This is a genomic window from Rhizobium leguminosarum bv. trifolii WSM2297, assembly GCF_000271845.1.
This window is the reverse complement of the sequence record NZ_JH719395.1, coordinates 1,671,816-1,697,317: the sequence shown is the minus strand read 5'-3', so window position 1 is coordinate 1,697,317 and position 25,502 is coordinate 1,671,816. Positions and strand designations below refer to the sequence as shown.

Sequence of the window (25,502 nt, the reverse complement as noted above, 5' to 3'; positions counted from 1 at the left end):
TCCTTCGCCGTGCAAAGCGTGATCCATGATTGCCTATTGCTTGAGATGCGGGCCGAAAAGTTCGAGATCGGCTTCACCGAGCCTGTCGCTCGCCGTGTTCAGCTGGTGCCAGTAGGGATAAATCACCGGCGGCAGGCTGACGGCGTCGAGGCGGTTGCGCTCGTCCTCTGTCAGCTTCAGCTCGGCGGCGGCGATATTGTCGCGGAACTGGGCTTCGGTGCGGCCGCCGATGATGACCGAAGTCACCGCTTTTCGGCCGATCAGCCAGGCAAGCGCCACTTGAGCGGCCGAGACCCCGCGCTCCTCGCCGATCGCGACCAGCGTTTCGACGATGTTCCAGAGGCGGTTTTCGTCGCGGATCGGCGGTTCGGTCCAGCCGGCGAACTGGCGCGTGCCTTCCGGTGCTGCCTGGTTGCGGCGGTGTTTGCCCGAGAGCAGACCGCCGGCAAGCGGGCTCCAGACCAGCACGCCGAGGCCTTGGTCGATCGAAATCGGCAGCAGCTCGTATTCGGCGTCGCGCGCTTCCAGCGTGTAATGGATCTGCTGGCTGACGAAGCGCTGGTAGCGGTGCTCGTTGGCAATGCCGAGCGCCTTCATGATGTGCCAGCCGGAATAGTTCGAGCAGCCGACATAACGCACCTTGCCCTGCCGGATCAGGGTATCAAGCGCTTCCATCGTCTCTTCGAGCGGCGTCTGGCCGTCCCATTCATGCACTTGGTAGAGATCGATAACGTCGGTCTTCAGGCGCTTCAGGCTCGCCTCGCATTCGCGGATCAGATGGTAGCGCGACAGGCCGCGGTCGTTCGGGCCGTCACCCATGCCGAAGCGGGCCTTGGTGGCGAGCAGGACACCTTGCGGCCGCCTGCCGGCGAGCGCATCGCCAATGATGTTTTCGCATTCGCCTGAGGAATAGACGTTGGCGGTGTCGATCAGATTGATGCCGGCATCGATGCACATATCGATCATCTTCTTCGCCTCGGAGACGCCGAGATCGCCGACCATCTTCGCCCAGCCGACGCCGCCGAAAGTCATCGTGCCCATGGTCAAAGTCGAAACCTTCAGGCCGGAACGGCCAAGCAGACGATATTCCATTGAAACTCCTCCTTCACCGAAACGGGATTGACGTACCTCAACGCTGTAGAATGACATATGGTGGCGTGTTCACGCCGGCGTGAGGGGTAGGCGAGATTGCGGGCGCTGAGACTCCGATCGGTCAAGGGTCGCTGGGCCACGCGGCAGATCGTACAATATGGGATCGGCTTGTCGATGGAAATCGTCCTGGCGTGGCGACGACGCGGTGGGCGCCGCCTTGCCTCAGCTCTCGTCCTTGTCCTTCTTGTGAATGTTGTCGCGGAGCGACGCGATCGTATCGCGAATCTTGCTCACGGTCTCGGCGTCGAGACCGACGGCTTTGCCGATGCAGTGGAACACATGGGCGGCGCGGCTCTTGAGGGCCTGCCCCTTCTGTGTCAGACGCAAGAGCACCTGGCGCTCATCGGCGGGATTTCGGTTGCGGGTGACGAGGCCGACATTTTCCAGCCGCTTCAAGAGCGGAGTGAGGGTGCTGGAGTCAAGAAAAAGCGTCTCGCCGAGATCCTTCACCGTGCGATCGTCACGCGTCCAAAGGGCGGTCATCACAAGGAATTGCGGATAGGTCAGATCCAGCTCGTCGAGCAGGGGACGGTAAAGCTGGTTGAAGGCGTGGCCTGCCGAATAGATTGAAAAGCAAAGCATTTCATCGATCTTCGGCACGTCGGCGAGATCATTCGATGGGGTGTCTTTCATCACGCTCTCCTCTAACTTCAATATAATTTGTGCACGATCTATTTGCAAGCTATTGACGCCGCAAACAAGGGAGACTATTTATATAGCGTACAAATAAATCGCTTACAAATTAAATGCTGAAGGGAGTAGGTTACGGCCTGTGGCTCCTGGTTCGGCTCCCATTGCTCAACCGACGAAAGGAAATGACCCATGTTCAAGTTTGCCGCTGTCGCCGCCCTGGCGGGCGCACTTCTTTCCGGTGCTGCCGTCGCTCAGCCGGCCAAGCCGACCGTCGTCCTCGTCCACGGCGCCTTTGCCGATTCATCGAGCTGGAACGGCGTCGTCGAAATCCTGCGCAAGGATGGCTTCCCGGTCGTTGCTGCCGCCAATCCGCTGCGCAGCGTCTCGAGCGACGCCGCCTATGTGTCCGATGTCGTCGGCAGCATCGCCGGCCCCGTCGTCCTCGTCGGCCATTCCTATGGAGGGCAGGTGATCTCGACCGCCGCGAATGGCCATGACAACGTCAAGTCTCTGGTCTATGTCGCCGCCTTCGCGCCGGCAGCCGGGGAATCGGTCGCAGATCTCGCCGGCAAGTTTCCCGGCGGCTCGCTGGCCGGTGCGCTGGCGGCGCCGGTGAAACTCAGCGCAGGCGGTGTCGATCTCTATATCGACCAGGCCAAATTCCATGACCAGTTCGCCAGCGACGTGCCGGCCGAACAGGCCGCCCTGATGGCGGCGGCCCAGCGGCCGATCACGGAAGCGGCCCTGACCGAAAAATCCGGCGAGCCCGCCTGGAAGACGCTGCCGTCATGGTTTGTCTACGGCACCGGCGACAAGAACATCCCGGCCGCAGCCCTTGGGTTCATGGCCGAGAGGGCAGGCTCCAAGCGGACTGTCGTGGTCGAGGGCGCGTCCCATGTCGTGATGGTTTCGCAGCCGCAGAAGGTGGCGGAGCTCATCGAAGAGGCCGCGAAGTAACGCCAACGCAGTGGCGCAGGGCGTGAGCAGCCGCTGCGCCCTGTCACATCTCTGTCAACGACCCCTAATAAGGGAGGGGCGACGCAATCCCGAGGACCCCTCCCATGAAAACGATCGTTTCCGCCGCAGCGCTTCTCGCCGCGAGCCTGTTTGCCATTCCGGCTTCGGCCGCAAACCTCGTTCTCTATACCAGCCAGCCGAACGAAGATGCTCAGGCGACGGTCGATGGTTTCATGGCCGCCAATCCCGATATCAAGGTCGACTGGGTCCGTGACGGTACGCCGAAGATCATGGCCAAACTCCAGGCCGAGATCCAGGCCGGCAATCCGGTTGCCGATATTCTCCTGATCGCCGACGTGGTCACGCTGGAACGCCTCAAGGAAGACGGCAAGCTGATGGCCTACAAGTCGCCGGAGGCTGCCCAGTACGACGCCGCGCTCTATGACGCCGACGGCTATTACTATTCGACCAAGCTCATCACCACCGGCATCATGTACAACACCTCGGCCGCGATGAAGCCTGCGAGCTGGAAGGATCTGACCAAGCCGGAAGCCAAGGGCCTCGTCACCATGCCGAGCCCGCTTGCTTCGGGTGCAGCGCTCATCCACGCCCAGACGCTTGCCGCCGTTCCCGGCCTCGGCTGGGACTTCTACAAGTCGCTCGCGGAAAACGGTGCGATCGCTGCCGGCGGCAACGGCGCCGTGCTGAAGTCGGTCGCCTCAGGCGAGAAGGCTTACGGCATGGTCGTCGATTACCTGCCGATCCGCGAGAAGGCCAAAGGCGCTCCCGTCGAGTTCGTCTTCCCGAGCGAAGGCGTATCGGCCGTTACCGAGCCGGTCGGCATCCTTGCCAGCACCAAAAACGCCGATGCCGCCAGGAAGTTCGTCGATTACGTGCTCTCCGAAAAGGGCCAGGAGGGTTTCCTCAAGCTCGGCTACATCCCGGCCCGCAACGGCATGAAGGTGCCGGAAGGTTTCCCGGCGCGCGACACCATCAACGTCCTGCCGATCAAGGCCGCAGAGGCGCTGAAGAATACCGACCAGGATCTGAAGACCTTCTCGGGCATCTACGGCTCGAACTGATCCTTCCATGCGCGGCTATGTCAAAACCGGAAACAGCCAGCCCGCGTGGCTGTTTCCGTTTGTCGTCTTTACGGTCCTGATCCTCAGCGTGCTGCCGCTCGCCCGCCTAACCATGGCCGGGATAGCGGCCTTCGCCAATGGCAGCGTTCTGACTGTGCTCGGCGACCCGTCGCTCTGGTCGGCGACCTATTACACCATCGTCGCTGCAATTCTCGGCACGATCATCTCGCTTATCATTGGCTGCCTCTTCGCCTTTCTGCTGACGCTGACCGATATTCGCGGCAAGGGGCTGCTCAGCTTCTTCTTCGTGCTGCCGATGATGATCCCGCCGCAGGTGACCGCGCTGGCTTGGCTGCAGATGTCGGGGCCATCGAGCCCGCTCCTCAAGGCTCTCTCGATCGCCCCGCCAATGGGCTCGCCGCAGCCGCTCTATTCGGTGGGTGGCATCGCGCTGCTCTATGGCGTGCAGCATGCGCCGCTGGTCTATCTGGCGCTCCGGGCCGGCCTGATGACGCTGCCGCGCGACGGGGTCGAGGCTGCGCGGCTTTCCGGCGCCTCCGGCGTGCGGGTATTCCGCGATATCATCCTGCCCTTATCGCTGCCCGGCATCATTGCCGGGGCGGCGATCTCCTTCGTCTCCTGCACCGGCAATTTTGGCATTCCCGCCATTCTCGGCATTCCAGCCTCGATCTTCACGCTGCCGACGCTGATCTTCACCAAATTCTCGGCCTTCACCAGCCGCACCTTCGGCGATGTCGCCGTGCTCTCAGGCATCATCGCGATGATCTCGGTCGCCGGCCTGATGATCCAGGATCGGGCGCTGCGCGGCCGCGATTATCGCGTGATCGGGCTATCGGGGGCGAGTGCCGCCTTCGAGCTCGGCGCCTGGCGCTTCCTCTTCACGCCGCTGCTTTGGGCGATCCTGTTTTTCATGCTGGCCGCACCCTTCTTTGCGCTCGTCGCCGGCGCGCTGGTGCCGGCCTATGGCGTGCCGCTCACCTTCAAGACCATGTCGCTGCATGCCTTCGAGGAGATCCTCTTCCGCCAGGCGGTGACGCGCACCGCCTTTATCAATTCGCTGTCGCTGGCGACCGCCACCGCACTTTGTCTCCTGCTGGTGACAGTGCTTGCGGCCTACGCGCTGACGCGGCGGAAGGATATGGCTTCGCGCATCGTCTCCAGCCTGATCGAGATACCCTATTCGCTGCCGGGCATCGTCATGGCCGTGTCCTTCATCCTGGTATTCGCCGCCCCGATCCCGTTCCTGCACATCTCGCTCTACGGCACCATCTGGATCATCCTGATTGCCTATTTCCCCTCCTTCTTCGCCGTCAGCCTGAAACCCGTCGTCAGCGCTTTCCACCAGCTCGACCCGGCGCTGGAAGAGGCGGCACGGCTTTCCGGCGCCGGCTTCTTCCGCAGGCTTTTCGATATCATCGTGCCGCTGATTGCGCCCGCCGCCGGCGCCTCGGTCATCCTCGTCTTCCTGATCGCCTGCAACGAGTTGACGATCTCCGCGCTGCTCTGGTCGGCCGGCACGCAGACGCTCGGTGTCGCCATCTACAATCTCGACGACAGCGGTAATTCCGACCTTGCTTCGGCGCTCTCCGTGCTCGTCGTGCTCATGGTCGTCGTCATGATGCTGCTGCTCGAACTGCTGGCCAAACGCCTGCCGAAAGGGGTGGTCCCATGGCGAAGCTGATCCTCAACCAGGTGGCCAAGGATTTCGGCACCGGCCGGGCCGCCGTCAGCGGCTTTTCGCTCGATGTGCGCGAGGGCGGCTTCCTGGCGCTGCTCGGGCCTTCCGGCTGCGGCAAGACGACGGTACTGCGGATGATCGCCGGTTTCGAGACGCCCTCCGACGGCTCGATCCATCTCGGCGAACGGCTGCTTGCCGATGCAGCGCAAGCGCTGCCGCCGGAAAAGCGCAACATGGCGATGGTCTTCCAGTCCTATGCGCTCTGGCCGCATATGAGCGTCGCCGACAATGTCGGCTACCCCCTGAAAGTGCGCGGTGTCTCGGGTGAGGCCTATCGGGCGAAAGTGCGCGAGGCGCTTTCCACCGTGCGCCTCGTCGATTACGCCGACCGGCGGCCGGCCGATCTCTCCGGCGGCCAGCGCCAGCGCGTGGCGCTCGCCCGCTGCCTGGTGACATCGCCCGATGTCGTGCTGCTCGACGAGCCGCTCGCCAATCTCGACCGGCATCTGAAGCAGGAGATGGAGGAGACGTTTCGCGAGTTCCACCAGCGCTCCGGCGCGACGATGATCTACGTCACCCACGACCAGAGCGAGGCGATGGCGCTGGCGACCGACGTTGCCGTGATGTCCGAGGGGCGCCTGCTGCAGGTGGCGCCGCCGGCCGAAATTTACGCCCGGCCGGAGGGGCGCATTGTCGGCGGCCTGATCGGACGCGGCGCCGTTCTCACGCTGCCGGTCTTGGGCGGCGAGCGTCATCTGGAGTGGGACGAGCTGCAGGATGCGCTACAAGCGGCCAATACCGATGGCGCCGATATTCTGGTGCGGCCGGAGGATGTGACCATCGGCGGTGAGGGGGCTCCGGCGACCGTCGAAGCCGTGCTTTTCGAGGGCGAGCGTCATGCCGTCAAGCTCACGCTCGGCAACGGCCAGACGTTGCGCGCCTTCAGCCGCGTGGCTCTCGTGCCCGGTGAAGCGGTACGCGTCGTCATCCGTGCCGGGTGGCGGCTTTGATCGAGATAATCGCATCGGGAGCTGTAAGAGGGGCGGTTATTCGCATTTTTCTTGGCCCTGCCATCTTTTCCTGCGGCTTTTGCTGGATAAGGTACCGCACGCAACCGGATCCTTTTCATGTCGCTTCGCCTTGGCACCTTCAATGTCGAAAACCTGCTGACCCGTTTCGATTTCACCGGCTTCCGCAACCAGCTGCGCCAGGACCGCGTCATCAAGCTTTTCCAGGTGTCGAGCGAGGGCGTCTATCAGCAGCTCGAGCAGGCGCGGGTGATCGCCGCGACCGACGACACGCGGCAGATGACGGCGCTGGCGATCGCCGATGCGGATGCCGATATCCTCTGCCTGCAGGAAATCGACAACATGGCCGCGTTGCAGGCCTTCGAATACGGCTATCTGTTCCGCATGGTCGGAAACGGCTACCGGCAGAAATTTCTGGTCGAGGGCAATGACAGCCGCGGCATCGATGTCGCCGTCTTGATGCGCGAGGAAACGCGCGACGGCCAGAAGATCGAGCTCAAGGACATCCGCAGCCATGCGATGACGACCTATCGCGATCTCGATCTCTTCGACGACGAACTGGCGCTCACCAACCGCATCGACGACAAGATCTTCAAACGCGACTGCCTGGAGCTCGATCTGCTGATCGGCGGCCGGCCGTTCTCGCTCTATGTTGTGCATTTCAAATCGATGGGCAATCCGCGCGACGGGCTCGACGGGCGGCAATCGACGATGCCGATCCGCCGCGCCGAGGCGCGCGCCGTGCGCCGTATCATCGAGGATCGCTTCGGGGCCGGCCATACGGGCAAGAAGAGTTTTGCCATCTGTGGCGACATGAACGACTACCAGGAGCGCGTCGATGTCATCGGCCGCCGCGGGGCCGGCTATCGTTTCGAGCATCAGGACGAGGCCGAAAGCGCGCTCGACGTTTTCAGCCATGACGGTTTTGCCGAAAACGTCGTGCGCCGCCGTGCGCCCCTCGACCGCTGGACGCTCTATCATACGCGCGGGCCGCAGGAGCAGTGGCTCTGCCAGCTCGATTATCTCTGGCTTTCGCCTGATCTCGCCGCCCACAATGCCAGCCGCCTGCCTGACATCATCCGCAGCGGCCAGCCCTATCGCACCATCTTCCCGCCGGGGCAGGAAGTGGAACGTTATCCGCGCACCGGCTGGGACCGGCCGAAGGCGTCCGATCACTGCCCCGTCGTCATGACACTGGATCTCCCTTGAAAGCGAACATGAAAACCAATTTGAACATGAATTTTGCAAACAGCGATTTCTCCGATGATTTCGCCGGCTGGCCGCCGGAGGCTACCGTCTTTCCGATTGCCGGCGTCGATTTGCGCATCCTGCCCGGCAGCCACCCCTTGGTCCTTGCCGAGGAAGCGGCGATCCGCGAGAACTGGGCCAAGGAAACCGCCGCCAACCCGGCGCTCTTCGATGGGCGTCTGGTGTTCCAGCAGGGGCTGTCGTTCGGTGAAGACGGGATATCGGGGGAGGGCTACGTCACTCCCTTTTCCGCTTTCATGTGGTGGCGCCGGCAGCCGCAGCGCCAAGGCGGCCTGCACATCTTCGCCTATCCGGTGCTCGAAAGCGCCGACGGCGCGCTGGTGGCGATTCGTATGGGCGCCCATACTGCCAATCCCGGCCAGGTCTATTTCGCCGCCGGCTCGCTGGAGCCTGAAGATATCGTCGACGGACGTTGTGACATCGAGGCCAATATGCGCCGCGAGGTCCATGAGGAGACCGGATTGGATCTGGCCCATGCGGTGGCGGGGCCGGGGCTCTACGCCAGCCACGCCAGGCGCACCGTAACGCTCATGCGGCTCTTCCGCTTCGACATGACGGCGGATGAGATGGTGAAGCGGATCGAGGCCCACATGCTGGTCGCCGAGGACAAGGAGATCGCCGGTGCGGTGGCGATCCGCTCCGCCGATCCGACGGCGCATCCTTATAACGTCGCCATGCTGCCGGTGATTGAGTGGTATTTCGGCAAGGCGGGCTCATAAGAGGCGGAAGCTGGAGCCTCGAATGACACGCTCCAGCTTGGCTCCTTGCATCCATCTGACTTACCGCCTTGCACTCGGCCGTTTGGTCGGGCAGGTTGGCGGCGCGATGACCGATTCAAGGAGGCCGATGTGGCGCGAAGCTACAGCGTCTATGACGTGTTCACCGATCGAAAGCTTGCGGGCAACCCGCTGGCGGTGATCTTCGACGGAGACGATCTCAGCGACGAGGCGATGCAGGCGATTACCCGGGAGATCAATCTCTCCGAGACGGTGTTCGTGCAGCCTTCGAGCAATCCCGCTTATGCGGCGAAGCTCAGGATCTTCACGCCGGGCCGCGAATTGCCCTTTGCCGGCCATCCGACGGTCGGAACGGCCGTGGCGCTCGCCGAACGGGCGAATGGCGCCACGACCCGCGATCTCGTCACGGTGCTGGAGGAAAATGTCGGGCCGGTGCGCTGCGCCGTGCGGCTGAGGGAGGGCGAGGCGAGCTTTGCCGAATTCGATCTGCCGCGCAAATCGCAGCAGGCGGTCATGCCGCTCGACAAGCTCGGGATGGCCGATGCGCTGTCGCTGAAGGTCACCGAGATCGGCTTCGAAAATCACGTGCCCTCGATCTGGAGCGCCGGCGTTCCCTTCCTGCTTATTCCCGTCCACGACGTCGGCGCGGCGCAGCGGGTGGAATTCGATCCGCAGCTCTGGGAAAAGATCGTGCCCTTCGTCGACGGCGCGCTGGCTTCCGCCTATGTCTATTGCCGCGGCGGCGTCAACCACGTGGCGAAGTTCCATGCGCGCATGTTCGCAACCGGCATGGGCATCGTCGAAGACCCGGCCACCGGTTCGGCGGCGGCGGCACTCTCCGGCGCGATCCACCATTTCGACCGGCTGACGGACGGGCATCACCCGATCATGATCGAGCAAGGCGTCGAGATGGGCCGGCCATCCTTCATCCATCTGCATATCGATGTCGACGGCGGGACGATCTCCAACGCGCGGATCGGCGGCCAGGCAGTGCGGCTGGCCAGCGGCACGCTCGACCTTTGATTTCATCAGAGCGGCCCGCGTGCCGATAGGCCGCGCCAACGACGCTCTATGCGTTTGAATCTGCGGATAATCCTTTGCGAAAACCGGGTCCGATTTTCGGGGCTGCGTGCTGCATTTCAGTCATGCCGAAAAATCTTTGCAATTAACCAAAGAAATTTCGCCGATGCGCTGGACAAGCCTGCCGATCCTGTTTATACGCCCCGTCACACCGCGCAGCCAAGCGCGAACGGGTGATTAGCTCAGTTGGTAGAGCAGCTGACTCTTAATCAGCGGGTCGTAGGTTCGAGCCCTACATCACCCACCAAATCTCTTGAAAAGATTGATGTTTTCGAATTCAGGCCGGATTTTCCGGCCTGCTGGAAATGATTGTGGAAGCGGGCGACATGGTCGGAGTTGTGCGCCGGGCTGGCCGCATCGACCAGCGCGCCCTATCTTCCTCTCGCATATCGGGAGGGGGCCATGAGAAGCGTCATTTTTGCGATCGCCCTGTCTCTGCCGTTGCCGGCCTTCGCCGCCGGCGTGACGAACGTCAAAGCAGGCGATCATAGCTGCGGCGAGATTGCGCAGATCATTCGCCAGAGCAAAAAGGTGTTTGTCCGTGTCGGCTTCGGCGGCCGCAGCTTCCGTTATCCGCCGGCTCAATGCAGCCTTGGCGACAAGCGCACCACGACCAGTTTTCGCGATGCTGAGGGAAAGCAGTGCATTCTCGACTATGCCTGCGTCCTCGATCCCGCCTCGTCCTACAATTTTCCCTGAAGTTCCATGTTTTCAATCGCCACCGCTGAGTTTCACGCCGGCCAGCCAAAGGCCCCCGAGGATGACAATCACCGAGCCCGCCATCAGTGCGATCGGCGGTCCATATTCCGAGAGAGGTTGCGAGGCGTTGAGTCTGGTGACATGGACCGCCACAATGGCAAGCTTTGCGGCGATCAGAAGGGCGAGGGCGGCATTTCTGACGTTTTGCCTGATCTTTGGCCAGTCGGGCGATGCACCGATCTTCTGCGCCGCGGCCGCCTTAATCCGTGGCTCAGGTGATGCGGGGCGTCTGCGTCCGAAGGTCGGTTTCATGGTCGGCAGCATAGACGAAACATCTTAATGGATAGGATGAGGGCATCGCAGGCGAGGCGGGAGTTCATTGCGCGGGCGTTCCCGACAATCCGTTGAAGAGCGATCCACCTTTCTCTAAAGCGTGTGGGAGCACGAAGGAGACGGGCGATTCAGACGGCATGACTTGGGTGGTTGCCGACTCGCCGCAGGGGGCCTTGCGCTCTACCTTCGCTTCTCACAGTCAGGAGTTTTCATGAAAAGCATTTTTCTAGCCGTCGCTCTGTTGTCTCCGTCGGCGGCCCTTGCCGTCGAAGCGGTGGAGGTCAATGCCAGGGATCATAGTTGCGAGCAGCTTGCGCAGATCATCCGCAAGGACAAGGCGGTGTTCCTGCGCATGGGATTTGGCGGCCGCAGTTTCCGTTATCCGCCGGCCAGGTGCAATCTCGGCGACAAGTACGACACCGCAAGGGTCAGGGATGCGAACGGCAAGATGTGCCTCCTCGACTACGAGTGCGTGTACGATCCCCAGTCCTTCTATAACAGGATCCCGAAATAAGTTCCGATCAAAGCCCGGCCAAATACGGTTCCCGGCATTCTTTCGGATTTCCTCGGACAAATCGGTGTGAATACCGGACTCGCGTCGATGACCAGGTCAAGAAAAAAGGCCGGGCGAAATTCGCACCGACCTTCCTCGATCAGTCTCCATGACGGCTGCCAGTACATCCGTGGTCAGCCGTCAGAGACAGATATGATAGCCCTTAAGTAGGGTTTGCTTAAAAATTCTTCAAGAGCGCGCAGCGGCGAAGCCGGCGCTAGGCCGGCTTCGTTCGACCGCGTTACTGCTGGGCCGGGGCAGCCGGTGTAGCAGGTGCCGGCGTGGCAGGTGCTGCCGGTGCCGGTGTAGCGCTGTTGTCAGCCGGAGCGATCGGCTTGACCGGCGCGGGCTCGGATTGGGTCGTGGAAGCTGTCGTATCCGGAGATGTGCCCGGAGTGCTCCACTGCGAATAGGCGAATGCAGCGACAGCGATCACGGCCAATGCAGCGACCCAGACAACCCACGTATTATTGGTGCGCGCGCTTGGCGTGGTGCGCAGATCCAGATTTGGGTTCAGCGGGCGGTTGGGGTCGTTGGCATTATTGGGGTCGTACGTCATGGTACTTTCTCCTCTTTCGGTGACAGAAGAATGCCGAAGTGGGCTTTTTGTTCCATGTCGGGACTGAAGCGTCTGTATTGGCAGGAATTTCAGCGTGAGGGCGGTGGGCGAGAGCAGCTTTTTGGCAGTCCGGTGAGCCTTTGGCGGGAGGGCGGTTTGCCGGCGGTGGATTGCTGCAACGAGCAATGCTGCGGCGGGCTCTTCGAGGCTCCGCCCTCGAAGGGCCGCGGGATCGCAGCGCCACAGCTGAAGCGCGTGCTTGACAGGGTGGGGTCCGTTTGCCAATGCTTCTGCATGGGGTTGCGATCACCCCACGAGGCGTCATGCTGAAGAATCGCGTCCAGTAAACCGATCAACGGAGGACGCGCCATGCCGTCATTTCTCGAAATTTCTCCCGACAAGCTCAACCGCCTCATCGGAACTCCCGGTGCGCCTGCCATCGTCGACGTGCGCACGGAGGAGGATTTCGCGCTCGATCCGCGCCTGGTGCCGGGCTCGATCCGGCGCAGCCATGCCGACGTTGCATCCTGGGCGTCCAGCATCGATGCGGATGCCGTCGTCGTGGTCTGCCAGAGGGGCGCCAAGCTCAGCCACGGCGTTGCGGCTTATCTCAGACATGCCGGGATCGACGCGGAAAGCCTCGAAGGCGGCTTCGAAGCCTGGATCGCCGGCGGGCTGGCGGTGCCCGAGGCAAAGCTACCGCGCCGAGACGCACAAGGTCGCACCGTCTGGGTAACGCGGTCGCGGCCGAAGATCGACCGCATCGCCTGTCCCTGGCTGATCCGGCGCTTCGTCGATCCAGATGCCGTCTTTCTGTTCGTGCCGACCTCCGAGGTTCTTGCGGTCGGCGACCGCTTCGAGGCCGTGCCCTTCGATATCGAAGGCGTGTTCTGGAGCCATCGCGACGAGCTTTGCACCTTCGACGTGATGATCGAGGAGTTCGGGCTGGCATCGGCGCCGCTGCTGCACCTCGCAAGGATCGTCCGGGCGGCCGATACTGCCAGGCTCGATCTCGCGCCCGAGGCGCCCGGCCTGCTCGCCGCTTCGCTCGGCCTCTCCAGAATGTATTCCGACGATCTGGAGCAGCTCGAGGCCGGAATGCTTCTCTACGACGCCTTCTACCGCTGGTGCCGTGATGCGACCGAGGAAACCCACAACTGGCCCTCGCCGAAGAAGGGGGCGTGAGATGGCAGAGATGACAGGGAGTACGCCTGCCGGTGAGACGGCGGAGAAGGACGCGGGCGAGGGGCATTATCACGGTGTCCCGTTCGCCGACGCCCTCAGGGTGTGGCTGCGCGTCGCGGCCTTAAGCTTCGGCGGCCCGGCCGGCCAGATCGCCGTCATGCACCGGATCATCGTCGACGAGAAACGCTGGATCGGCGAGCACCGTTTCCTGCACGCGCTGAACTATTGCATGCTGCTTCCCGGGCCGGAGGCGCAGCAGCTCGCCATTTATATCGGCTGGCTGATGCATCGCACGCTGGGCGGCCTCGTCGCCGGCATTCTGTTCGTGCTGCCGGGCTTTCTGTCGATCCTCGGCCTCAGCTATATCTACTCGGCCTACGGCAATGTCGGCATCGTCGCCGGCTTGTTCTTCGGGCTGAAGGCGGCGGTGCTTGCCGTCGTCGTGCAGGCGGTCATCCGCATCGGCAGCCGGGCGCTGAAAAATCGGGTGATGGTCGGCATCGCGGCCGCGGCCTTCATCGCCATCTTCTTTCTGCACGTGCCGTTCCCGCTGATCGTGCTCGCCGCCGGCATCGCAGGTTTCCTCGGCGGCAGGCTCGGGCTTTCAGCCTTCAAGGCGGGCGGCGGCCACAAGGCGGGAAGCGGCCCGGTGCTCTCGGATGCCGAGTCGGCGCTCGGCGAGGGCATCCCAGCGCACGCGCGTCCGAACCTTGCATGGTCGCTGCGCATGTCGGCGGTGTTCCTTGCCCTCTGGATCGTGCCTGTTGCGGCGGTCTATCTCGCTTTTGGGCCGGGCAACGTCCTTACCGAGATCGGTCTGTTCTTTAGCAAGATGGCGGTCGTCACCTTCGGTGGGGCTTATGCGGTGCTGGCCTACGTCGCGCAGGAGGCCGTGCAGCATTTCGGCTGGCTGAAACCCGGCGAGATGCTCGACGGTCTCGGCATGGCCGAGACGACGCCGGGGCCGCTCATCATGGTCGTCCAGTTCGTCGGTTTCATGGGCGCCTACCGCGATCCGGGAGCGCTGAACCCGATGCTGGCCGCCACGCTCGCGGCGATGCTGACGACTTGGGTGACCTTTGTACCCTGTTTTCTCTGGATCTTTCTCGGCGCGCCGTTCATCGAAAAATTGCGCGGCAATGTCGCGCTCGCAGGCGCAATGTCGGCCATCACGGCTGCGGTGGTCGGGGTCATTCTCAACCTCGCCATCTGGTTCGGCCTGCACACGCTGTTTGCCGAGGTCGCGAGTGTCAGCCTCGCAGGCTTGCGGCTCGATATCCCGGTGCTGCAATCGGCGGTGCCGGCGGCCATGGCGCTGTCGGCCGCCGGCGCCATCGCGATCTTCCGGTTCAAGACGTCGGTCATCACCACGTTGCTTGCCTGCGCGATATCGGGAATGCTCTGGACGCTTGCGGTGGGCTAGCCTTCCGCGGGGATGCGCGTCGCCAGCATCTTGTCGATGCGCATGCCGTCCATATCCAGCACTTCGAAGCGCCAGCTATCGAAAACGAAGGTTTCGCCGGCCTCGGGGATATGCTGGAGCTGATGCAGCGCGAAACCCGCAAGCGTATGGAAATCGGCATCCGGACGATCGCGCAGGCCCAGCCGTTCGAAGGCGTCGAAGGCCGGCATCATCGCATCGATCAACAACGACCCGTCTTCCCGCACGACGATGTCCGGCTCTTCGTTGGATCCCGGCAGGTCGCCGGCGATGGCTTCGAGCAGGTCGGTCTGGGTGACGATACCCTCCAGGCTGCCATATTCATCGATGACGATGGCGAGCCGCACGGGTGAGGCCTTGAAACTGTCGAGCACGCGCACGACCGAGGTGCCCTCATGCAGCACCAGCGGCTGCTTGATCACCTCCATCGGCCGGACCTTGCCGCCGTCGAGAACCTGGTCGAGAAGGTCCTTCTTCAACACCATGCCGATCGGTTCGTCGATCGAGCCGCGGGCGACCAGCAATTGTTCGTGGCCGCATTCACGGATGGTCTTCAGGATCTCGGCCTCGCTGTCGTCGGCATCGAACCATTCGATATCGAGACGCGGGGTCATGATGTCGGAGATCGGCCTGTCGCCGATGTTGAAGACCCGCTCGACGAGCTGCTGCTGCACCTGGTTCAGAAGGCCGGCTTCCTGGCTTTCGGCGACCAGCAGCTTGAGCTCCTGCGGCGAATGGAACGACGATTCCCCGGTTCCGGCGCGAAGGCCGACGCCCCGCAGCACAAGATTGCCCATGCCGTTCAGAACAAAGATCGCCGGCTTGAACAGCACCAGGAAGAGCCCCAGTGGACGCACGACGGCAAGCGAAGTGGCCTCGCTACGCTGAAGCGCCAGGCTTTTCGGCGCCAGCTCGCCCAGCACGATGTGAAGGGCCGTGATGATGACGAAAGCAATGACGATGGCGACGGTATGCGCGCCCGTTGCCGCCCATTGCCCCGGCAGCCAGGACAGCAGGGGCTCGATCAGGTGGGCAAGCGCCGGCTCGCCGACCCAGCCAAGCGCCAGCGACGAGATGGTGATGCCGAGCTGGGTGGCGGCGAGGTTGGCGTCGAGATTGTCGACGGCGCGCTGGAGGGCGGAGGCATTCATCCGGCCTGCCGCCGCAAGTTCGGTGACACGGCTGCGCCTGACCGAAACCAGCGCGAATTCCGCGGCGACGAAGAAGCCGTTGGCGGCGACGAGAAGAAGCACGGCTAATATCCCGACATAGTCGAAGACCCCGCCCGCGGATTCGGACATGTTTTCCCTACCTCTGAATTGATCCGAGTCCGAAACTACACGCTCGGACAGAGGTAGCAAGGCGCGGCGGCCATTCTTGCTGCGAGCGATGTCGGTGTCGGCCTGCTCGTCAGGATCTTGCGGGCGATTTGCCCGATACGGAGAGCATGATCGCTGCCGCGGCAATCATCTCTTCGGCGGTTCGAAGAGTTCGATCGGATTTCCAGCCGGGTCTTCGAGCAGGATCTGCTTGCCGCCAATGCCCTGGACGATTTCGTTGCGAAAAGACGCGCCGGCCTGGCGCAGCTTTGCGACCTCCGCCTCCAGGTCCGCGACCTCGATCTGGATGCGATTCCATCCGCCGGGTTCCGGCGTTCGCCCGTCCGGCATTGCCTGGGAGGCTCCGCCCGGCCCCAGCATGCCGCTGATGAGCAGACGAAAACCGTCCCGGGTCAGGATGGCGAAGCTGGGGGCGGGGTGAAGAGCGACCTGGAAGCCGAGATGTCTCGTGTAGAATTCCAAGGCGGCGTCGACGTCGTCGACGATATAGCGCATGCTGATGCCGGGCATGGTTTCCTCCATCATTTTTTGCGTTGTCTCGAACGCACTCGCGACCTCCGATGAAGCTGAGGGCCCTGATCGGCTGTGCGCAAGACGCGCGATGATTTTGAATCTGCGCTCATTCTCTCCGAAAATCGAATCCGATCGACAGGGCGGTGCGTCGACCGTGCCGGCTTGGGAAAACGGCTATTCGTAAGGTGTGTAAGCCTCATCTAAAATACAAGAATCTGGCCACAAGCTCCCGGATTCCATTACGAAAGTTTAATTTTAATTTCAGTTTCGGTTCATCTTTTCGGCCCTAGTTTTCTCCCGTGCCCAACATGAGGAACCCCCACATGAAAAAGATTTTTGCAGCTCTGCTTTCCGCCTCCTTCCTTCTGTCGCCGATGGTTGTCTCCCAAGCCAGCGCCGACGATTATCGCCGTCCGCCTGTCGTCGTGCACAAGAAGGTCGTCGTCCAGAAGACGGTCATCCGGCCGCATTGGAAGAAGGGATATCGCGTCAACGCCAGCGAGCGTCGCCGCTTCCACGACGTCAACGACTACCGCCGCTACCGTCTGGCACCGCCGCCGCGCGGCTATCGCTGGGTCCGCGCCGACAACGACTACCTGCTGATCGGCGTCACCAGTGGCGTGATCTCCAGCATTGTTGGTGGTCGTTGATTGTGGATACGAGGAGGGCGGCTTCGGCCGCCCTTTCCGGTTTTGAGACGAAGGGCGGAAAGGGGCGTGCCGTGTGGCACCCCCCTCTGCCCTGCCGGGCATCTCCCCCACAGGTGGGGAGATTGGCTGGGCGCAACGGCTTCCCCAAACAATTAGCGTTAGCCTGACGAAGCGGTATGTGCAGGAAGGTCAGGCCACGTCCGATCTCTCCCCTTGTCGGGGAGATGCCCGGCAGGGCAGAGGGGGGTGTCAAGCACACTGACGCTGGTGGAAGGAAAGGCATGGCAAATTGCTCAAAATCACGCGTAATAAGCCTTTTGCCCATCCTCCAGCCATTCCCGTCACTCCTGCCTACGTGGCATCACCCGCTCCGCGATAATGCCGAGCAATCCCCTTGCTTTGCGCTGTGTCTCGGTCGCTCCCTCATGCGTCGACGGATGCAGCCCCTCGATCGGCGGCAACGGATCACACTCCGTGCAGACGCAGCGGTAGGGTTTGATAACCGGTGCCTTCATGCCGCCTGGCGGCTCCAGCTGGCGAAGGGGTCGGGTAGGTTGCGCCAGCGATCGGGCGCGAAGACCTCGGTCTCGATGAGGCAGGCGTCGAGTTCTCTCCTGATCCAGGCCTCGTCCATCGGATCAGCGCCGATGAAGACGATTTCCTGGCGGCGGTCGCCCCAGACGGGGTCGAGATAGGGGTCGATGGCATTCTTGAAGCCCGGTTCATCCGGCCATTGTTCGCGCGGCACCGCCGCCCACCAGAGACCCATCTTGCCGGTGCGCACGAGCGCGCCCGCCTGGCTGATCTCGCCGACATGATGCGGCCGCGTCGCCAGCCAGAAGAAGCCTTTGGCTCGCACCACGCCCGGCCATGTGAGATCGAGAAAGGCCTGCAATTTTGCCGGATGGAAGGGCCGCTTTTCGCGGTAGACAAAGGAGCGGATGCCGTATTCCTCGGTCTCCGGCACGTGGTCCTTGAAGCCGTGCAGTTCCTTGTACCAGAGCGGATGGGTCTCGGCCCTGTCGATATCGAAGCGGCCGGTGCCGAGCGCCTCCTCTAACGCCACCTTGCCGAAATCCGCCTCGATCAGCGTCGCATCGGGGTTGAGGCCGGTGATGATTTTTCGCGCGGCGTCGCGTTCCTTTTCGCTTGCCGTGCCGATCTTGTTCAGCACCACGACATCGGCGAATTCGATCTGCTCGACCAGCAGGTCGACGATGGTTCTGGTATCGCCGTCGCCTGCCGTTTCGCCGCGGTCGGCGAGGAAATCGGCCGAGGCATAATCGGCAAGCAGGTTGGCGGCGTCGACGACGGTCACCATCGTATCGAGCCTTGCGACGTCGGAAAGGCTCTGACCGTTCTCGTCGCGGAATTCGAAGGTGGTGGCGACCGGCAGGGGGTCGGCGATGCCTGTAGATTCGATCAGCAGGTAATCGAAACGGCCTTGGGTCGCCAGATCGCGCACCTCCTTCAAAAGGTCGTCGCGCAGCGTGCAGCAGATGCAGCCATTGGTCATCTCGACCAACTGCTCATCGGTGCGAGAGAGATTGGCGCCGCCATCGCGCACGAGGGCGGCGTCGATATTCACCTCGCTCATGTCGTTGACGATGACGGCGACGCGCAAGCCGTCGCGATTGGCGAGCACGTGATTCAGCAGCGTCGTCTTGCCTGCACCGAGAAAGCCGGAGAGCACCGTGACCGGAAGTCTGTTGTCCATGAAACCTCACATGTTAATGTTATATCATTACATAGATGGAGCCGAAAAAAGGCGGAACGGGGTCATCCGCCTCTTTCCGCCTCAGTTCTCCACGCAGTGCCGCATGACAATCATGCGCTGGAGAGGCAATCCTTCATGCTCTCGGCGATGCCGCGCATGAGGGTGAAGTAGAGATCGGGACCGGCCTTCAGCGTTGCGGCTTCGGGGTCGAGCACGCCGGATCTGGCGTTCGTGCCCTCGATAACGACATTGACCAGGCGTGGCTCGAATTGCGGTTCGGCAAAGACGCAGGTGGCGCCGAGTTCGCCGACCTTGCGGTGGATTTCCGAAACGCGCTCGGCACCGGGAATGGTTTCCGGGCTGACGGTGATCGAACCAGCGACGCGGATGCCGTAGCGGTGCTCGAAATACTGGTAGGCGTCGTGGAAGACGATGAAGGGCTTGTCCTTGACGGGAGCGACGGTGGCGGCGATTTCCGTGTCCAGCGCCGTCAGCTTATCATCAAGCGCCTTGGCATTGGCCTGGTAGGTCAGCGCATTGGCGGGGTCAGCGGCGACCAGCGTCGTGGTGATCACGGCAGCCATGGCTTTGGCATTCATCGGGTCGAGCCAGAGATGCGTGTCGAAGGCGCCATGGTCATGGTCACTGTCCTGTCCGTGGTCATCATCATGCCCGGTGTCGGCGGCATGATCGTGATCCTCACCTTCGGCGGAAGCGTCATGGTGCTCATCACCATCTTCATGCGGCTCGAAGGCGCCGCCTTCGCGGAAGGGCAGCTTGACGAGGCCGGGGGCATGGTCGAGTTCGGCGATGCTGGCCTTCGAGCCCAGCGCCTCCAGCGGTTTTTCCAGGAAAGCCTCGAGGCCGGGCCCGGTCCAGAAGATCACCTTGGCCTCCTGCAGCGCGCGCGCATTCGACGGCTTCAGGCTGTAGGTATGCGGGGAGGCGGCGCCATCGACGATCAGTTCCGGTTCGCCCACGCCCTGCATGATCGCCGCAACCAGCGAATGGATCGGCTTGATCGAGGTGACAACGACCGGCGCGTCGGCCGCTCGCATCGTGCCGGCAAAAAGCAAGGCAGGGACCGCCAGCGCCGGCAGGGCGAGAGCGACCGGAATTCTCAAGGCCAAGATCTTCAGGGCTGGGCCCAGGGTGCGCTTCATCGAATGCTCCGCTTGAATTGCAGATGTTATGTTATTACATCAATTGCGTTATGCTATAACGTGTGCAATAGCAGGATGCAACAGCGCTGTCGGAAAATTTGATGCTCTCTCCCGCAAATACGAAGGGCGAACCGCTGGTTTCGCTCGAAAATGTCGGCGTTCTGCGCAACGGCCGCTGGCTTGTGCGCGGTGTCGAATTTTCCGTCTCGCGCGGCGAGATCGTCACTCTGATCGGGCCGAACGGCTCCGGCAAGTCGACCAGCGCCAAGGCGGCGATCGGTGTGCTGAAGCCGAATGAGGGCAGGGTGGAGCGTCTTGCCGGTCTGAAGGTCGGCTATGTCCCGCAGAAGCTTGCGATCGACTGGACGCTGCCGCTTTCGGTGCGCCGGCTGATGACGCTGACCGGGCCCCTGCCGGAAAGCGACATGCGTGCGGCACTCGAAGCCGCCGGCATCGACCATATGCTTGACGCCGAGGTGCACCATCTCTCCGGGGGCGAATTCCAGCGGGCGCTGATGGCCCGCGCCATTGCCCGCAAACCCGATCTGCTCGTGCTCGACGAGCCGGTGCAGGGCGTCGATTTCTCCGGCGAGATCGCGCTCTACGATCTGATCAAATCGATCCGCAACGCCAGCGGCTGCGGCATCCTGCTGATCTCGCACGATCTGCATGTGGTCATGGCCGAGACCGACACGGTCATTTGCCTCAACGGCCATGTCTGCTGCCGCGGCACGCCCGAAGCCGTCAGCCGCAGCCCGGAATATGTGCGCCTGTTCGGCAGCCGCGCAGCGCAGACGCTTGCCGTCTACAGCCATCACCATGACCATACGCACCTGCCGGATGGGCGTGTGCAGCATGCCGACGGCACGGTGACCGATCATTGCCACCCCGATGACGGGCATCACGCTCATGCTGGCCATGAGCACGCTCATGCTGGCGATGAGCACGCGCATGACGGTCATGCGCACGACCATGCTCATGATCACGACGACCACCATGGACATGGACACGCGCATGCCCATTCCCACCGTGGGGAGGGCCGCCATGCTTGACGATTTCTTTGTGCGCGCCATCCTCGCTGGCGTCGGGCTGGCGCTGACGACGGGGCCGCTCGGCTGCTTCATCATCTGGCGGCGCATGGCCTATTTCGGCGATACGATCGCCCATTCGGCGCTGCTCGGCGTCGCACTTTCGCTGCTCTTCGAACTCAATCTGACGCTGGCCGTCTTTGCCGTCGCAGCCCTCGTATCGGTGCTGCTGCTCTTCCTGCAGAAACGTCAGGCGCTGTCGGCCGATGCGCTGCTCGGCATCCTTTCGCATGCCACATTGGCGATCGGCCTCGTCATGGTCGCCTTCATGAGCTGGGTGCGGATCGATCTTATCGCCTTCCTGTTCGGCGACATTCTCGCGGTTTCCTCGACCGACATCGCGCTGATCTGGGGTGGTGGGCTGTTCGTGCTCGTGGCAATGGCCTGGCTCTGGCGGCCGCTGCTGGCGGCGACAGTCAATGCCGAGCTTGCCGAGGCCGAGGGCCTGAAGCCGGAGCGGGCGCGGCTGTTCTTCATGCTTTTGATGGCCGTCGTCATCGCCATCGCCATGAAGATCGTCGGCATCATGCTGATCACCTCGCTGCTGATCATTCCGGCGGCTGCGGCGCGGCGCTTTTCGGCGACGCCGGAGATCATGGCGGTGCTCGCCTCGGTCATCGGGGCCATTGCCGTCGTCGGCGGGCTGTTCGGCTCGCTCACCTACGACACGCCGTCGGGTCCGTCGATCGTGGTCGCGGCGCTGATCCTCTTCATTCTCAGCCTGCTTCCCCTCAGGCGGCACCGCGCAGTCATGCAAGGATAAGGCTCATGACGACACCGCAACTCACCAAGAACCAGTCGCTGGTCTTCGACGTGCTCGAAAAGGCCGAAGGGCCGCTCAGCGCCTATACCATCCTCGACAAGCTGCGTGACCACGGTTTTCGCGCACCGCTGCAGGTTTACCGGGCGCTGGAAAAGCTGCTCGAATACGGTGTCGTGCACCGGCTCGAAAGCATCAATTCCTTCGTTGCCTGCGCCCATCCGGGCGACGACTGCCACAGCCACGGCATCGTCGCCTTCGCCATCTGCGAAAGCTGCGGCCAGGTGATGGAATTCCACGACCACGAGGTCGACCACCGGCTGATGGGCTGGGTGCGAGGCCAAAAATTCAAGCCGGAGAAGACGACGATCGAGATCCGCGGATTGTGTCAGGCTTGTGCTGCGTAAAGCGCGGGCCGGAATGAGGTCGCTTCACCTGGCTCAATGCTATGCTTGTCGCGGGAATCCAACCACCGCGCGTCCGAGCGGTGAATGGCTCCTATGAATGCGAAGTGTCTTTCGCTTATCTTCCTGAAAGTGATGGAGTCGACGGAAACTCAAACGTGACAAAAGATGAGGCCGGAAACCGGCCTCATCTTTTGCATTCTTTCGCCGGTCGAGTTTACTCCCGGCCAGCGTTAGGTCAGCCCTTGCCGGGGCCGCCATTGTCGCTCTTGCCGGGGCCGCCATTGTCGCTCTTGCCGGAGCCGCCATTGTCGCTCTTGCCGGAACCGCCATTGTCGCTCTTGCCGGAACCGCCATTGTCGCTCTTGCCGGAGCCGCCATTGTCGCTCTTGCCGGAACCGCCATTGTCGCCCTTGTCGGAGCCGCCATTGTCGCTCTTGCCGGAGCCGCCATTGTCGCTCTTGCCGGAACCGCCATTGTCGCTGTTGCCGGAACCGCCATTGTCGCTCTTGCCGGAGCCGCCATTGTCGCTCTTGCCGGAACCGCCATTGTCGCTGTTGCCGGAACCGCCATTGTCGCTCTTGCCGGAACCGCCGTTGTCGCTGTTGCCGGAACCGCCATTGTCGCTGTTGCCGGAACCGCCATTGTCGCTCTTGCCGGAACCGCCATTGTCGCTGTTGCCGGAACCGCCATTGTCGCTCTTGCCGGAACCACCATTGTCACTCTTGCCGGAACCGCCGTTGTCGTTCTTGCCGGGGCCGTCGTTGTCGCCCTTGCCGGGACCACCCTTGCCATCCTTGCCGTGGTCGCGGTCTTTTCCACCCTTGCCGCCGCCGTGATCATCGCGGTCCTTGCCGCCGTGATCGTCCTTTCCGTGGTGGCCCTTGCCATCCTTGCCGTGGTCGTGGTCTTTTCCGCCCTTGCCGCCGCCGTGATCATCGTGATCCTTGCCGCCGTGGTCGTTCTTTCCGTGGTGGTCATCCTTGCCCGGGTCTTGATCTTTTCCGCCGGTGTCGTCGCCCTGATCGGCGCCTTCGCCGCTGCCACCGCTGTTGCTATTGCCATCGTTCCCATTGCTGGCGACCGAACCGGTGTTGGATGTCTTCTTGCCGCCGCCAACGTTTTGGCTGCCGTGATCGCTATCGTTGGGACTGAATTTGCTATCGGCCTGAATTGCTCTGGTCGGCATGCACAACCTGTATTCGAGTGTGCCGCGAACTGCGCTGCCGCAATTAACGACAGCCGGGGCTGCCGTTGCCAAGCTGCTGCTTGCCAGAAGGGAAGCAATGGCAAGGCCGAATTTCGATGCTCTGCTGATCATTTTACGCGTCTCCCAAGGTTAACCGAATGTTAATGGGGAGAGTTCTTATACTAACAATGAATTAACGTGAAGAATAAACAATGGTTAATCTGTATCTGTTATATAATACGGTTAAATTCGTAAGTATAAAATTTTAATAAATTTTTATCCCGCCTCTGTTATAGTCGCGGGACAAATAAGGGAATCGGCTATGAAGCGTCTCTTTTCTCTTGCTGCAGTTTTATTCATTCTTGTGCCTTTTCAGGCGGTTGCTGGATCATCGCTGCCGGTGACGAGAAGCATCGGCGCACCAGTTGGATTCGCCGCAGCCTGCGCCAAGTACAAGTGGCTGTGCGGCAGGACGGCGGCGCAACAGCCGAACGACACGGCAGGGATGGCGCTTCTTCAAAAGGTCAATCGTGCTGTAAATGGACGCATTATCCCTGCGGAAGATCGCCCGTCTTCCGGAAACAAGGATGTTTGGTCCCTGCCGGTTGCCGGCCGTGGCGACTGTGAGGACTACGCCCTCCAGAAGATGAAGGACCTGATCGAGGCTGGTTTTCCATCGCACAGGTTGGCGCTGTCCGTGGTCATTGGACCGCATGATCAAAACCATGTCGTTCTCATTGCCCGGACGGATGGCGGTGACTACGTGCTCGACAATCTGACCAGTGCCGTGAGGCCCTGGCGCATGACGGGCTATACGTTTCTGGCCACTCAGGATTTCCAATCGCGCACGGGCTGGCGCGTGACGCTTGCCGGTCCGCGGGCAGGTGAGTTCTCCTGAACCGGACGCGGCGTCGTTCAAACGCCAAGCCTGGCGCTACCTCGATCAACGCCCAAATCGGGTGCAGATAGCGGGAAATTCGACGAAGAATTGTGTGTCCAACGAGATCCTCGGCGAGTGCCTGGTGTAAGAATCGGAAACACTTTGTGACTAAGTGTCTCCAAAAGCAGCGTTTTTTGACTTGCCGCGTCAGCAGAGATGAAGGATATTCTGCAAACGTTGAGGGAAGCCTTCATGATCAGAATGATTGAAAACCCTGCCGAACTGGCTGGCGAAGATATCACCGGCAAATATATTCTCCGAAGGCTGAACTATCATTGGTTCGCCTACGGCAAAGCGGCCATTGTGACCGCCTGCAAGGGAACGATCCTGCATCTCGAGCGGGAAGAAACGATCTATTCCGAGCGTTGGGGCCGTCGCGCCTATACCGGAACCGGCAAGCGTTACCCCGGCGGCATCTGTCCCATTTCTGCCGTCGCCTGCGTCTGTGATACGCCCGACGACGTCAACGCTGTCATTCAACTGGATGTCGAAGCCCAGGACGAATTCTATCAGCTGATCGCCAAGGCGGAAGCCAGGGTTCAGGCGCTTGCCGCTTCCTCACGAAACAGCCAGTTTTTGGAAGCGGCCGAGTAGGGCGGTTTTTCAACGATATAAGGTATTGCCGCCACGGCAGTCTCCGGCAACGCGAACGCGGGATACGTTGGGTTGCCATCGGGTTGCGCTTGGGGAGAAGAGGGAGCAACCGGCAGCCTCAACTCTCCATCAACGACGGGAAGAACTGAGGCACCGTCTCAAATCTCGTTCCGTGCCTGACCGTCGAAGGACGGGGGCTGGCGGCCCGTGTCACATACGGCGATGTGGATGGCGACAGCGGAACTGCCATAACCAAATCAACCCGCGACCCTACCTTTCTGACAGAAACTGCCGACAAGCAGGAGCAGTCGCGTGACCAAGACTGAACTCTCGGACCTCTATCGCGGCTACATCGCCTGCCTGAACAGGCAGGACTGGCCGAAACTCGGGCAGTTCGTCGATGATGGCGCGGTGCATAACGGCCGGCGGCTCGGGGTGTCGGGTTACGTCGAAATGCTGGAGCGGGATTTCGATGACATTCCCGATCTCTATTTCAATGTTGTGACGCTGGTTGCCGATCCGCCTTACGTTGCGTGCCGGCTCGGCTTCGACTGCGCGCCGAAGGGAAAGTTCCTCGGGCTCGACGTGAACGGCCGACGCCTTTCCTTCGCCGAGAACGTGATCTACGAATTTCGCGGCGGAAAGATCGTCGAGGTCTGGTCGGTCATCGACAAGGCGGCGATCGAAGCCCAGCTTCGGGGCGAGAGCTGATCGCCCGACCTTGAAGTGGGCGTATA

At 62.0% G+C, this 25,502-nt stretch carries 28 protein-coding genes and 1 tRNA gene; 20 read left to right on the top strand and 9 right to left on the bottom strand.

All coding sequences use genetic code 11. The features are described 5' to 3' along the window. Positions 1-33 precede the first annotated feature (33 nt). Positions 34-1,092: an aldo/keto reductase gene (locus tag RLEG4DRAFT_RS23675; RefSeq protein ID WP_003580569.1), complete on the bottom strand. Its 1,059-nt coding sequence runs from the start codon at positions 1,090-1,092 to the stop codon at positions 34-36. 222 nt (positions 1,093-1,314) lie between these two features. Beyond that, positions 1,315-1,785, bottom strand: a complete 471-nt coding sequence (locus tag RLEG4DRAFT_RS23670) for a MarR family winged helix-turn-helix transcriptional regulator (protein WP_003580568.1) — start codon at positions 1,783-1,785, stop codon at positions 1,315-1,317. A gap of 189 nt (positions 1,786-1,974) precedes the next feature. Here RLEG4DRAFT_RS23670 and RLEG4DRAFT_RS23665 point away from each other — a divergent pair, with 189 nt between their 5' ends. The 9 genes from RLEG4DRAFT_RS23665 (at position 1,975) to RLEG4DRAFT_RS23625 (ending at position 10,336) form a co-directional block, all read left to right on the top strand. Then, entirely contained in the window at positions 1,975-2,742 is a 768-nt protein-coding gene (locus RLEG4DRAFT_RS23665) for an alpha/beta fold hydrolase (RefSeq protein WP_003580567.1), read from the top strand. Positions 2,743-2,846: 104 nt separating this feature from the next. After that, a complete protein-coding gene (locus RLEG4DRAFT_RS23660; protein WP_003580566.1) occupies positions 2,847-3,824 on the top strand; it encodes an ABC transporter substrate-binding protein in 978 nt (325 codons plus the stop codon). Between the two features lie 7 nt (positions 3,825-3,831). Then, positions 3,832-5,526, top strand: coding sequence for an ABC transporter permease (locus RLEG4DRAFT_RS23655; RefSeq protein WP_003580565.1), 1,695 nt, complete (start codon positions 3,832-3,834; stop codon positions 5,524-5,526). Continuing rightward, positions 5,514-6,533, top strand: a complete 1,020-nt coding sequence (locus RLEG4DRAFT_RS23650) for an ABC transporter ATP-binding protein (protein ID WP_003580564.1) — start codon at positions 5,514-5,516, stop codon at positions 6,531-6,533. The genes RLEG4DRAFT_RS23655 and RLEG4DRAFT_RS23650 overlap by 13 nt, the downstream gene beginning before the upstream one ends. Before the next feature lie 117 nt (positions 6,534-6,650). Beyond that, positions 6,651-7,760: an endonuclease/exonuclease/phosphatase family protein gene (locus tag RLEG4DRAFT_RS23645; protein WP_003580563.1), complete on the top strand. Its 1,110-nt coding sequence runs from the start codon at positions 6,651-6,653 to the stop codon at positions 7,758-7,760. Positions 7,761-7,768: 8 nt separating this feature from the next. Then, complete coding sequence (locus tag RLEG4DRAFT_RS23640; RefSeq protein ID WP_003580562.1) at positions 7,769-8,539, top strand: NUDIX hydrolase; 771 nt, start codon at positions 7,769-7,771, stop codon at positions 8,537-8,539. 129 nt (positions 8,540-8,668) lie between these two features. Then, the gene (locus RLEG4DRAFT_RS23635; protein WP_003580561.1) at positions 8,669-9,580 is read left to right on the top strand and encodes a PhzF family phenazine biosynthesis protein; all 912 of its coding nucleotides are present in this window, start codon (positions 8,669-8,671) and stop codon (positions 9,578-9,580) included. Between the two features lie 228 nt (positions 9,581-9,808). Next, positions 9,809-9,884 (top strand) — tRNA-Lys (locus RLEG4DRAFT_RS23630). Positions 9,885-10,039: 155 nt separating this feature from the next. After that, the gene (locus RLEG4DRAFT_RS23625; RefSeq protein ID WP_003580559.1) at positions 10,040-10,336 is read left to right on the top strand and encodes a hypothetical protein; all 297 of its coding nucleotides are present in this window, start codon (positions 10,040-10,042) and stop codon (positions 10,334-10,336) included. A 12-nt stretch (positions 10,337-10,348) separates the two neighbouring features. Here the strand turns inward: RLEG4DRAFT_RS23625 and RLEG4DRAFT_RS23620 are convergent, their stop codons facing one another. Next, positions 10,349-10,660, bottom strand: a complete 312-nt coding sequence (locus tag RLEG4DRAFT_RS23620; protein ID WP_003580557.1) for a hypothetical protein — start codon at positions 10,658-10,660, stop codon at positions 10,349-10,351. 220 nt (positions 10,661-10,880) lie between these two features. Here RLEG4DRAFT_RS23620 and RLEG4DRAFT_RS23615 point away from each other — a divergent pair, with 220 nt between their 5' ends. After that, positions 10,881-11,183, top strand: coding sequence for a hypothetical protein (locus tag RLEG4DRAFT_RS23615; protein ID WP_003580556.1), 303 nt, complete (start codon positions 10,881-10,883; stop codon positions 11,181-11,183). A gap of 280 nt (positions 11,184-11,463) precedes the next feature. On the opposite strand, the gene RLEG4DRAFT_RS39110 is transcribed toward RLEG4DRAFT_RS23615, so the two are convergent. Continuing rightward, positions 11,464-11,781 carry a hypothetical protein gene (locus RLEG4DRAFT_RS39110; protein WP_003580554.1) on the bottom strand — a complete coding sequence of 106 codons (318 nt, stop codon included), beginning with the start codon at positions 11,779-11,781 and terminating at the stop codon, positions 11,464-11,466. 369 nt (positions 11,782-12,150) lie between these two features. Here RLEG4DRAFT_RS39110 and RLEG4DRAFT_RS23610 point away from each other — a divergent pair, with 369 nt between their 5' ends. Together RLEG4DRAFT_RS23610 and chrA are read left to right on the top strand one after the other, a co-directional pair. Next, positions 12,151-12,966 carry a chromate resistance protein ChrB domain-containing protein gene (locus RLEG4DRAFT_RS23610; protein ID WP_003580552.1) on the top strand — a complete coding sequence of 272 codons (816 nt, stop codon included), beginning with the start codon at positions 12,151-12,153 and terminating at the stop codon, positions 12,964-12,966. Between the two features lies 1 nt (position 12,967). After that, positions 12,968-14,389 (top strand): chromate efflux transporter, encoded by a 1,422-nt coding sequence (gene chrA / locus RLEG4DRAFT_RS23605; protein ID WP_003580550.1) that lies wholly within the window; start codon positions 12,968-12,970, stop codon positions 14,387-14,389. Here chrA and RLEG4DRAFT_RS23600 read toward each other — a convergent pair. Both RLEG4DRAFT_RS23600 and RLEG4DRAFT_RS23595 read right to left on the bottom strand, forming a co-directional pair. Beyond that, the gene (locus RLEG4DRAFT_RS23600) at positions 14,386-15,708 is read right to left on the bottom strand and encodes a hemolysin family protein (protein ID WP_003580548.1); all 1,323 of its coding nucleotides are present in this window, start codon (positions 15,706-15,708) and stop codon (positions 14,386-14,388) included. The genes chrA and RLEG4DRAFT_RS23600 overlap by 4 nt on opposite strands. Positions 15,709-15,873: 165 nt before the next feature. Continuing rightward, complete coding sequence (locus tag RLEG4DRAFT_RS23595; RefSeq protein ID WP_003580547.1) at positions 15,874-16,257, bottom strand: VOC family protein; 384 nt, start codon at positions 16,255-16,257, stop codon at positions 15,874-15,876. On the opposite strand from RLEG4DRAFT_RS23595, the gene RLEG4DRAFT_RS23590 reads away from it, so the two are divergent. Both RLEG4DRAFT_RS23590 and RLEG4DRAFT_RS23585 read left to right on the top strand, forming a co-directional pair. Continuing rightward, positions 16,241-16,444 carry a hypothetical protein gene (locus RLEG4DRAFT_RS23590; RefSeq protein ID WP_125869652.1) on the top strand — a complete coding sequence of 68 codons (204 nt, stop codon included), beginning with the start codon at positions 16,241-16,243 and terminating at the stop codon, positions 16,442-16,444. The two genes, RLEG4DRAFT_RS23595 and RLEG4DRAFT_RS23590, sit on opposite strands and share 17 nt — an antisense overlap. Positions 16,445-16,583: 139 nt before the next feature. Beyond that, the gene (locus tag RLEG4DRAFT_RS23585; RefSeq protein WP_003580546.1) at positions 16,584-16,910 is read left to right on the top strand and encodes an RcnB family protein; all 327 of its coding nucleotides are present in this window, start codon (positions 16,584-16,586) and stop codon (positions 16,908-16,910) included. A 511-nt stretch (positions 16,911-17,421) separates the two neighbouring features. Here RLEG4DRAFT_RS23585 and zigA read toward each other — a convergent pair. Both zigA and RLEG4DRAFT_RS23575 read right to left on the bottom strand, forming a co-directional pair. Continuing rightward, the gene (gene zigA / locus RLEG4DRAFT_RS23580; protein WP_003580544.1) at positions 17,422-18,627 is read right to left on the bottom strand and encodes a zinc metallochaperone GTPase ZigA; all 1,206 of its coding nucleotides are present in this window, start codon (positions 18,625-18,627) and stop codon (positions 17,422-17,424) included. Between the two features lie 110 nt (positions 18,628-18,737). Beyond that, complete coding sequence (locus RLEG4DRAFT_RS23575) at positions 18,738-19,790, bottom strand: zinc ABC transporter substrate-binding protein (RefSeq protein WP_003580543.1); 1,053 nt, start codon at positions 19,788-19,790, stop codon at positions 18,738-18,740. Between the two features lie 101 nt (positions 19,791-19,891). On the opposite strand from RLEG4DRAFT_RS23575, the gene RLEG4DRAFT_RS23570 reads away from it, so the two are divergent. The 3 genes from RLEG4DRAFT_RS23570 to RLEG4DRAFT_RS23560 are packed head-to-tail and all read left to right on the top strand — an operon-like array spanning position 19,892 to position 22,045. Further along, the gene (locus RLEG4DRAFT_RS23570; RefSeq protein ID WP_003580542.1) at positions 19,892-20,842 is read left to right on the top strand and encodes an ATP-binding cassette domain-containing protein; all 951 of its coding nucleotides are present in this window, start codon (positions 19,892-19,894) and stop codon (positions 20,840-20,842) included. Then, entirely contained in the window at positions 20,835-21,641 is an 807-nt protein-coding gene (gene znuB, locus RLEG4DRAFT_RS23565; protein ID WP_003580541.1) for a zinc ABC transporter permease subunit ZnuB, read from the top strand. Before RLEG4DRAFT_RS23570 ends, znuB begins: the two co-directional genes overlap by 8 nt. Before the next feature lie 5 nt (positions 21,642-21,646). After that, on the top strand, positions 21,647-22,045 hold the full coding sequence (locus RLEG4DRAFT_RS23560; RefSeq protein WP_003580540.1) for a Fur family transcriptional regulator: 399 nt from the start codon (positions 21,647-21,649) through the stop codon (positions 22,043-22,045). 235 nt (positions 22,046-22,280) lie between these two features. Here RLEG4DRAFT_RS23560 and RLEG4DRAFT_RS47185 read toward each other — a convergent pair whose 3' ends face one another. Beyond that, a complete protein-coding gene (locus tag RLEG4DRAFT_RS47185) occupies positions 22,281-23,363 on the bottom strand; it encodes a hypothetical protein (protein WP_003580539.1) in 1,083 nt (360 codons plus the stop codon). Between the two features lie 190 nt (positions 23,364-23,553). Between RLEG4DRAFT_RS47185 and RLEG4DRAFT_RS23550 the strand changes: the two genes are divergently transcribed. The 3 genes from RLEG4DRAFT_RS23550 (at position 23,554) to RLEG4DRAFT_RS23540 (ending at position 25,476) form a co-directional block, all read left to right on the top strand. Further along, positions 23,554-24,129: a transglutaminase-like cysteine peptidase gene (locus RLEG4DRAFT_RS23550; RefSeq protein ID WP_003580538.1), complete on the top strand. Its 576-nt coding sequence runs from the start codon at positions 23,554-23,556 to the stop codon at positions 24,127-24,129. Between the two features lie 234 nt (positions 24,130-24,363). Further along, positions 24,364-24,765, top strand: coding sequence for a hypothetical protein (locus RLEG4DRAFT_RS23545; protein ID WP_003580537.1), 402 nt, complete (start codon positions 24,364-24,366; stop codon positions 24,763-24,765). A gap of 312 nt (positions 24,766-25,077) precedes the next feature. After that, positions 25,078-25,476 (top strand): ester cyclase, encoded by a 399-nt coding sequence (locus RLEG4DRAFT_RS23540; protein WP_003580536.1) that lies wholly within the window; start codon positions 25,078-25,080, stop codon positions 25,474-25,476. The last annotated feature ends 26 nt before the right edge of the window (positions 25,477-25,502 follow it).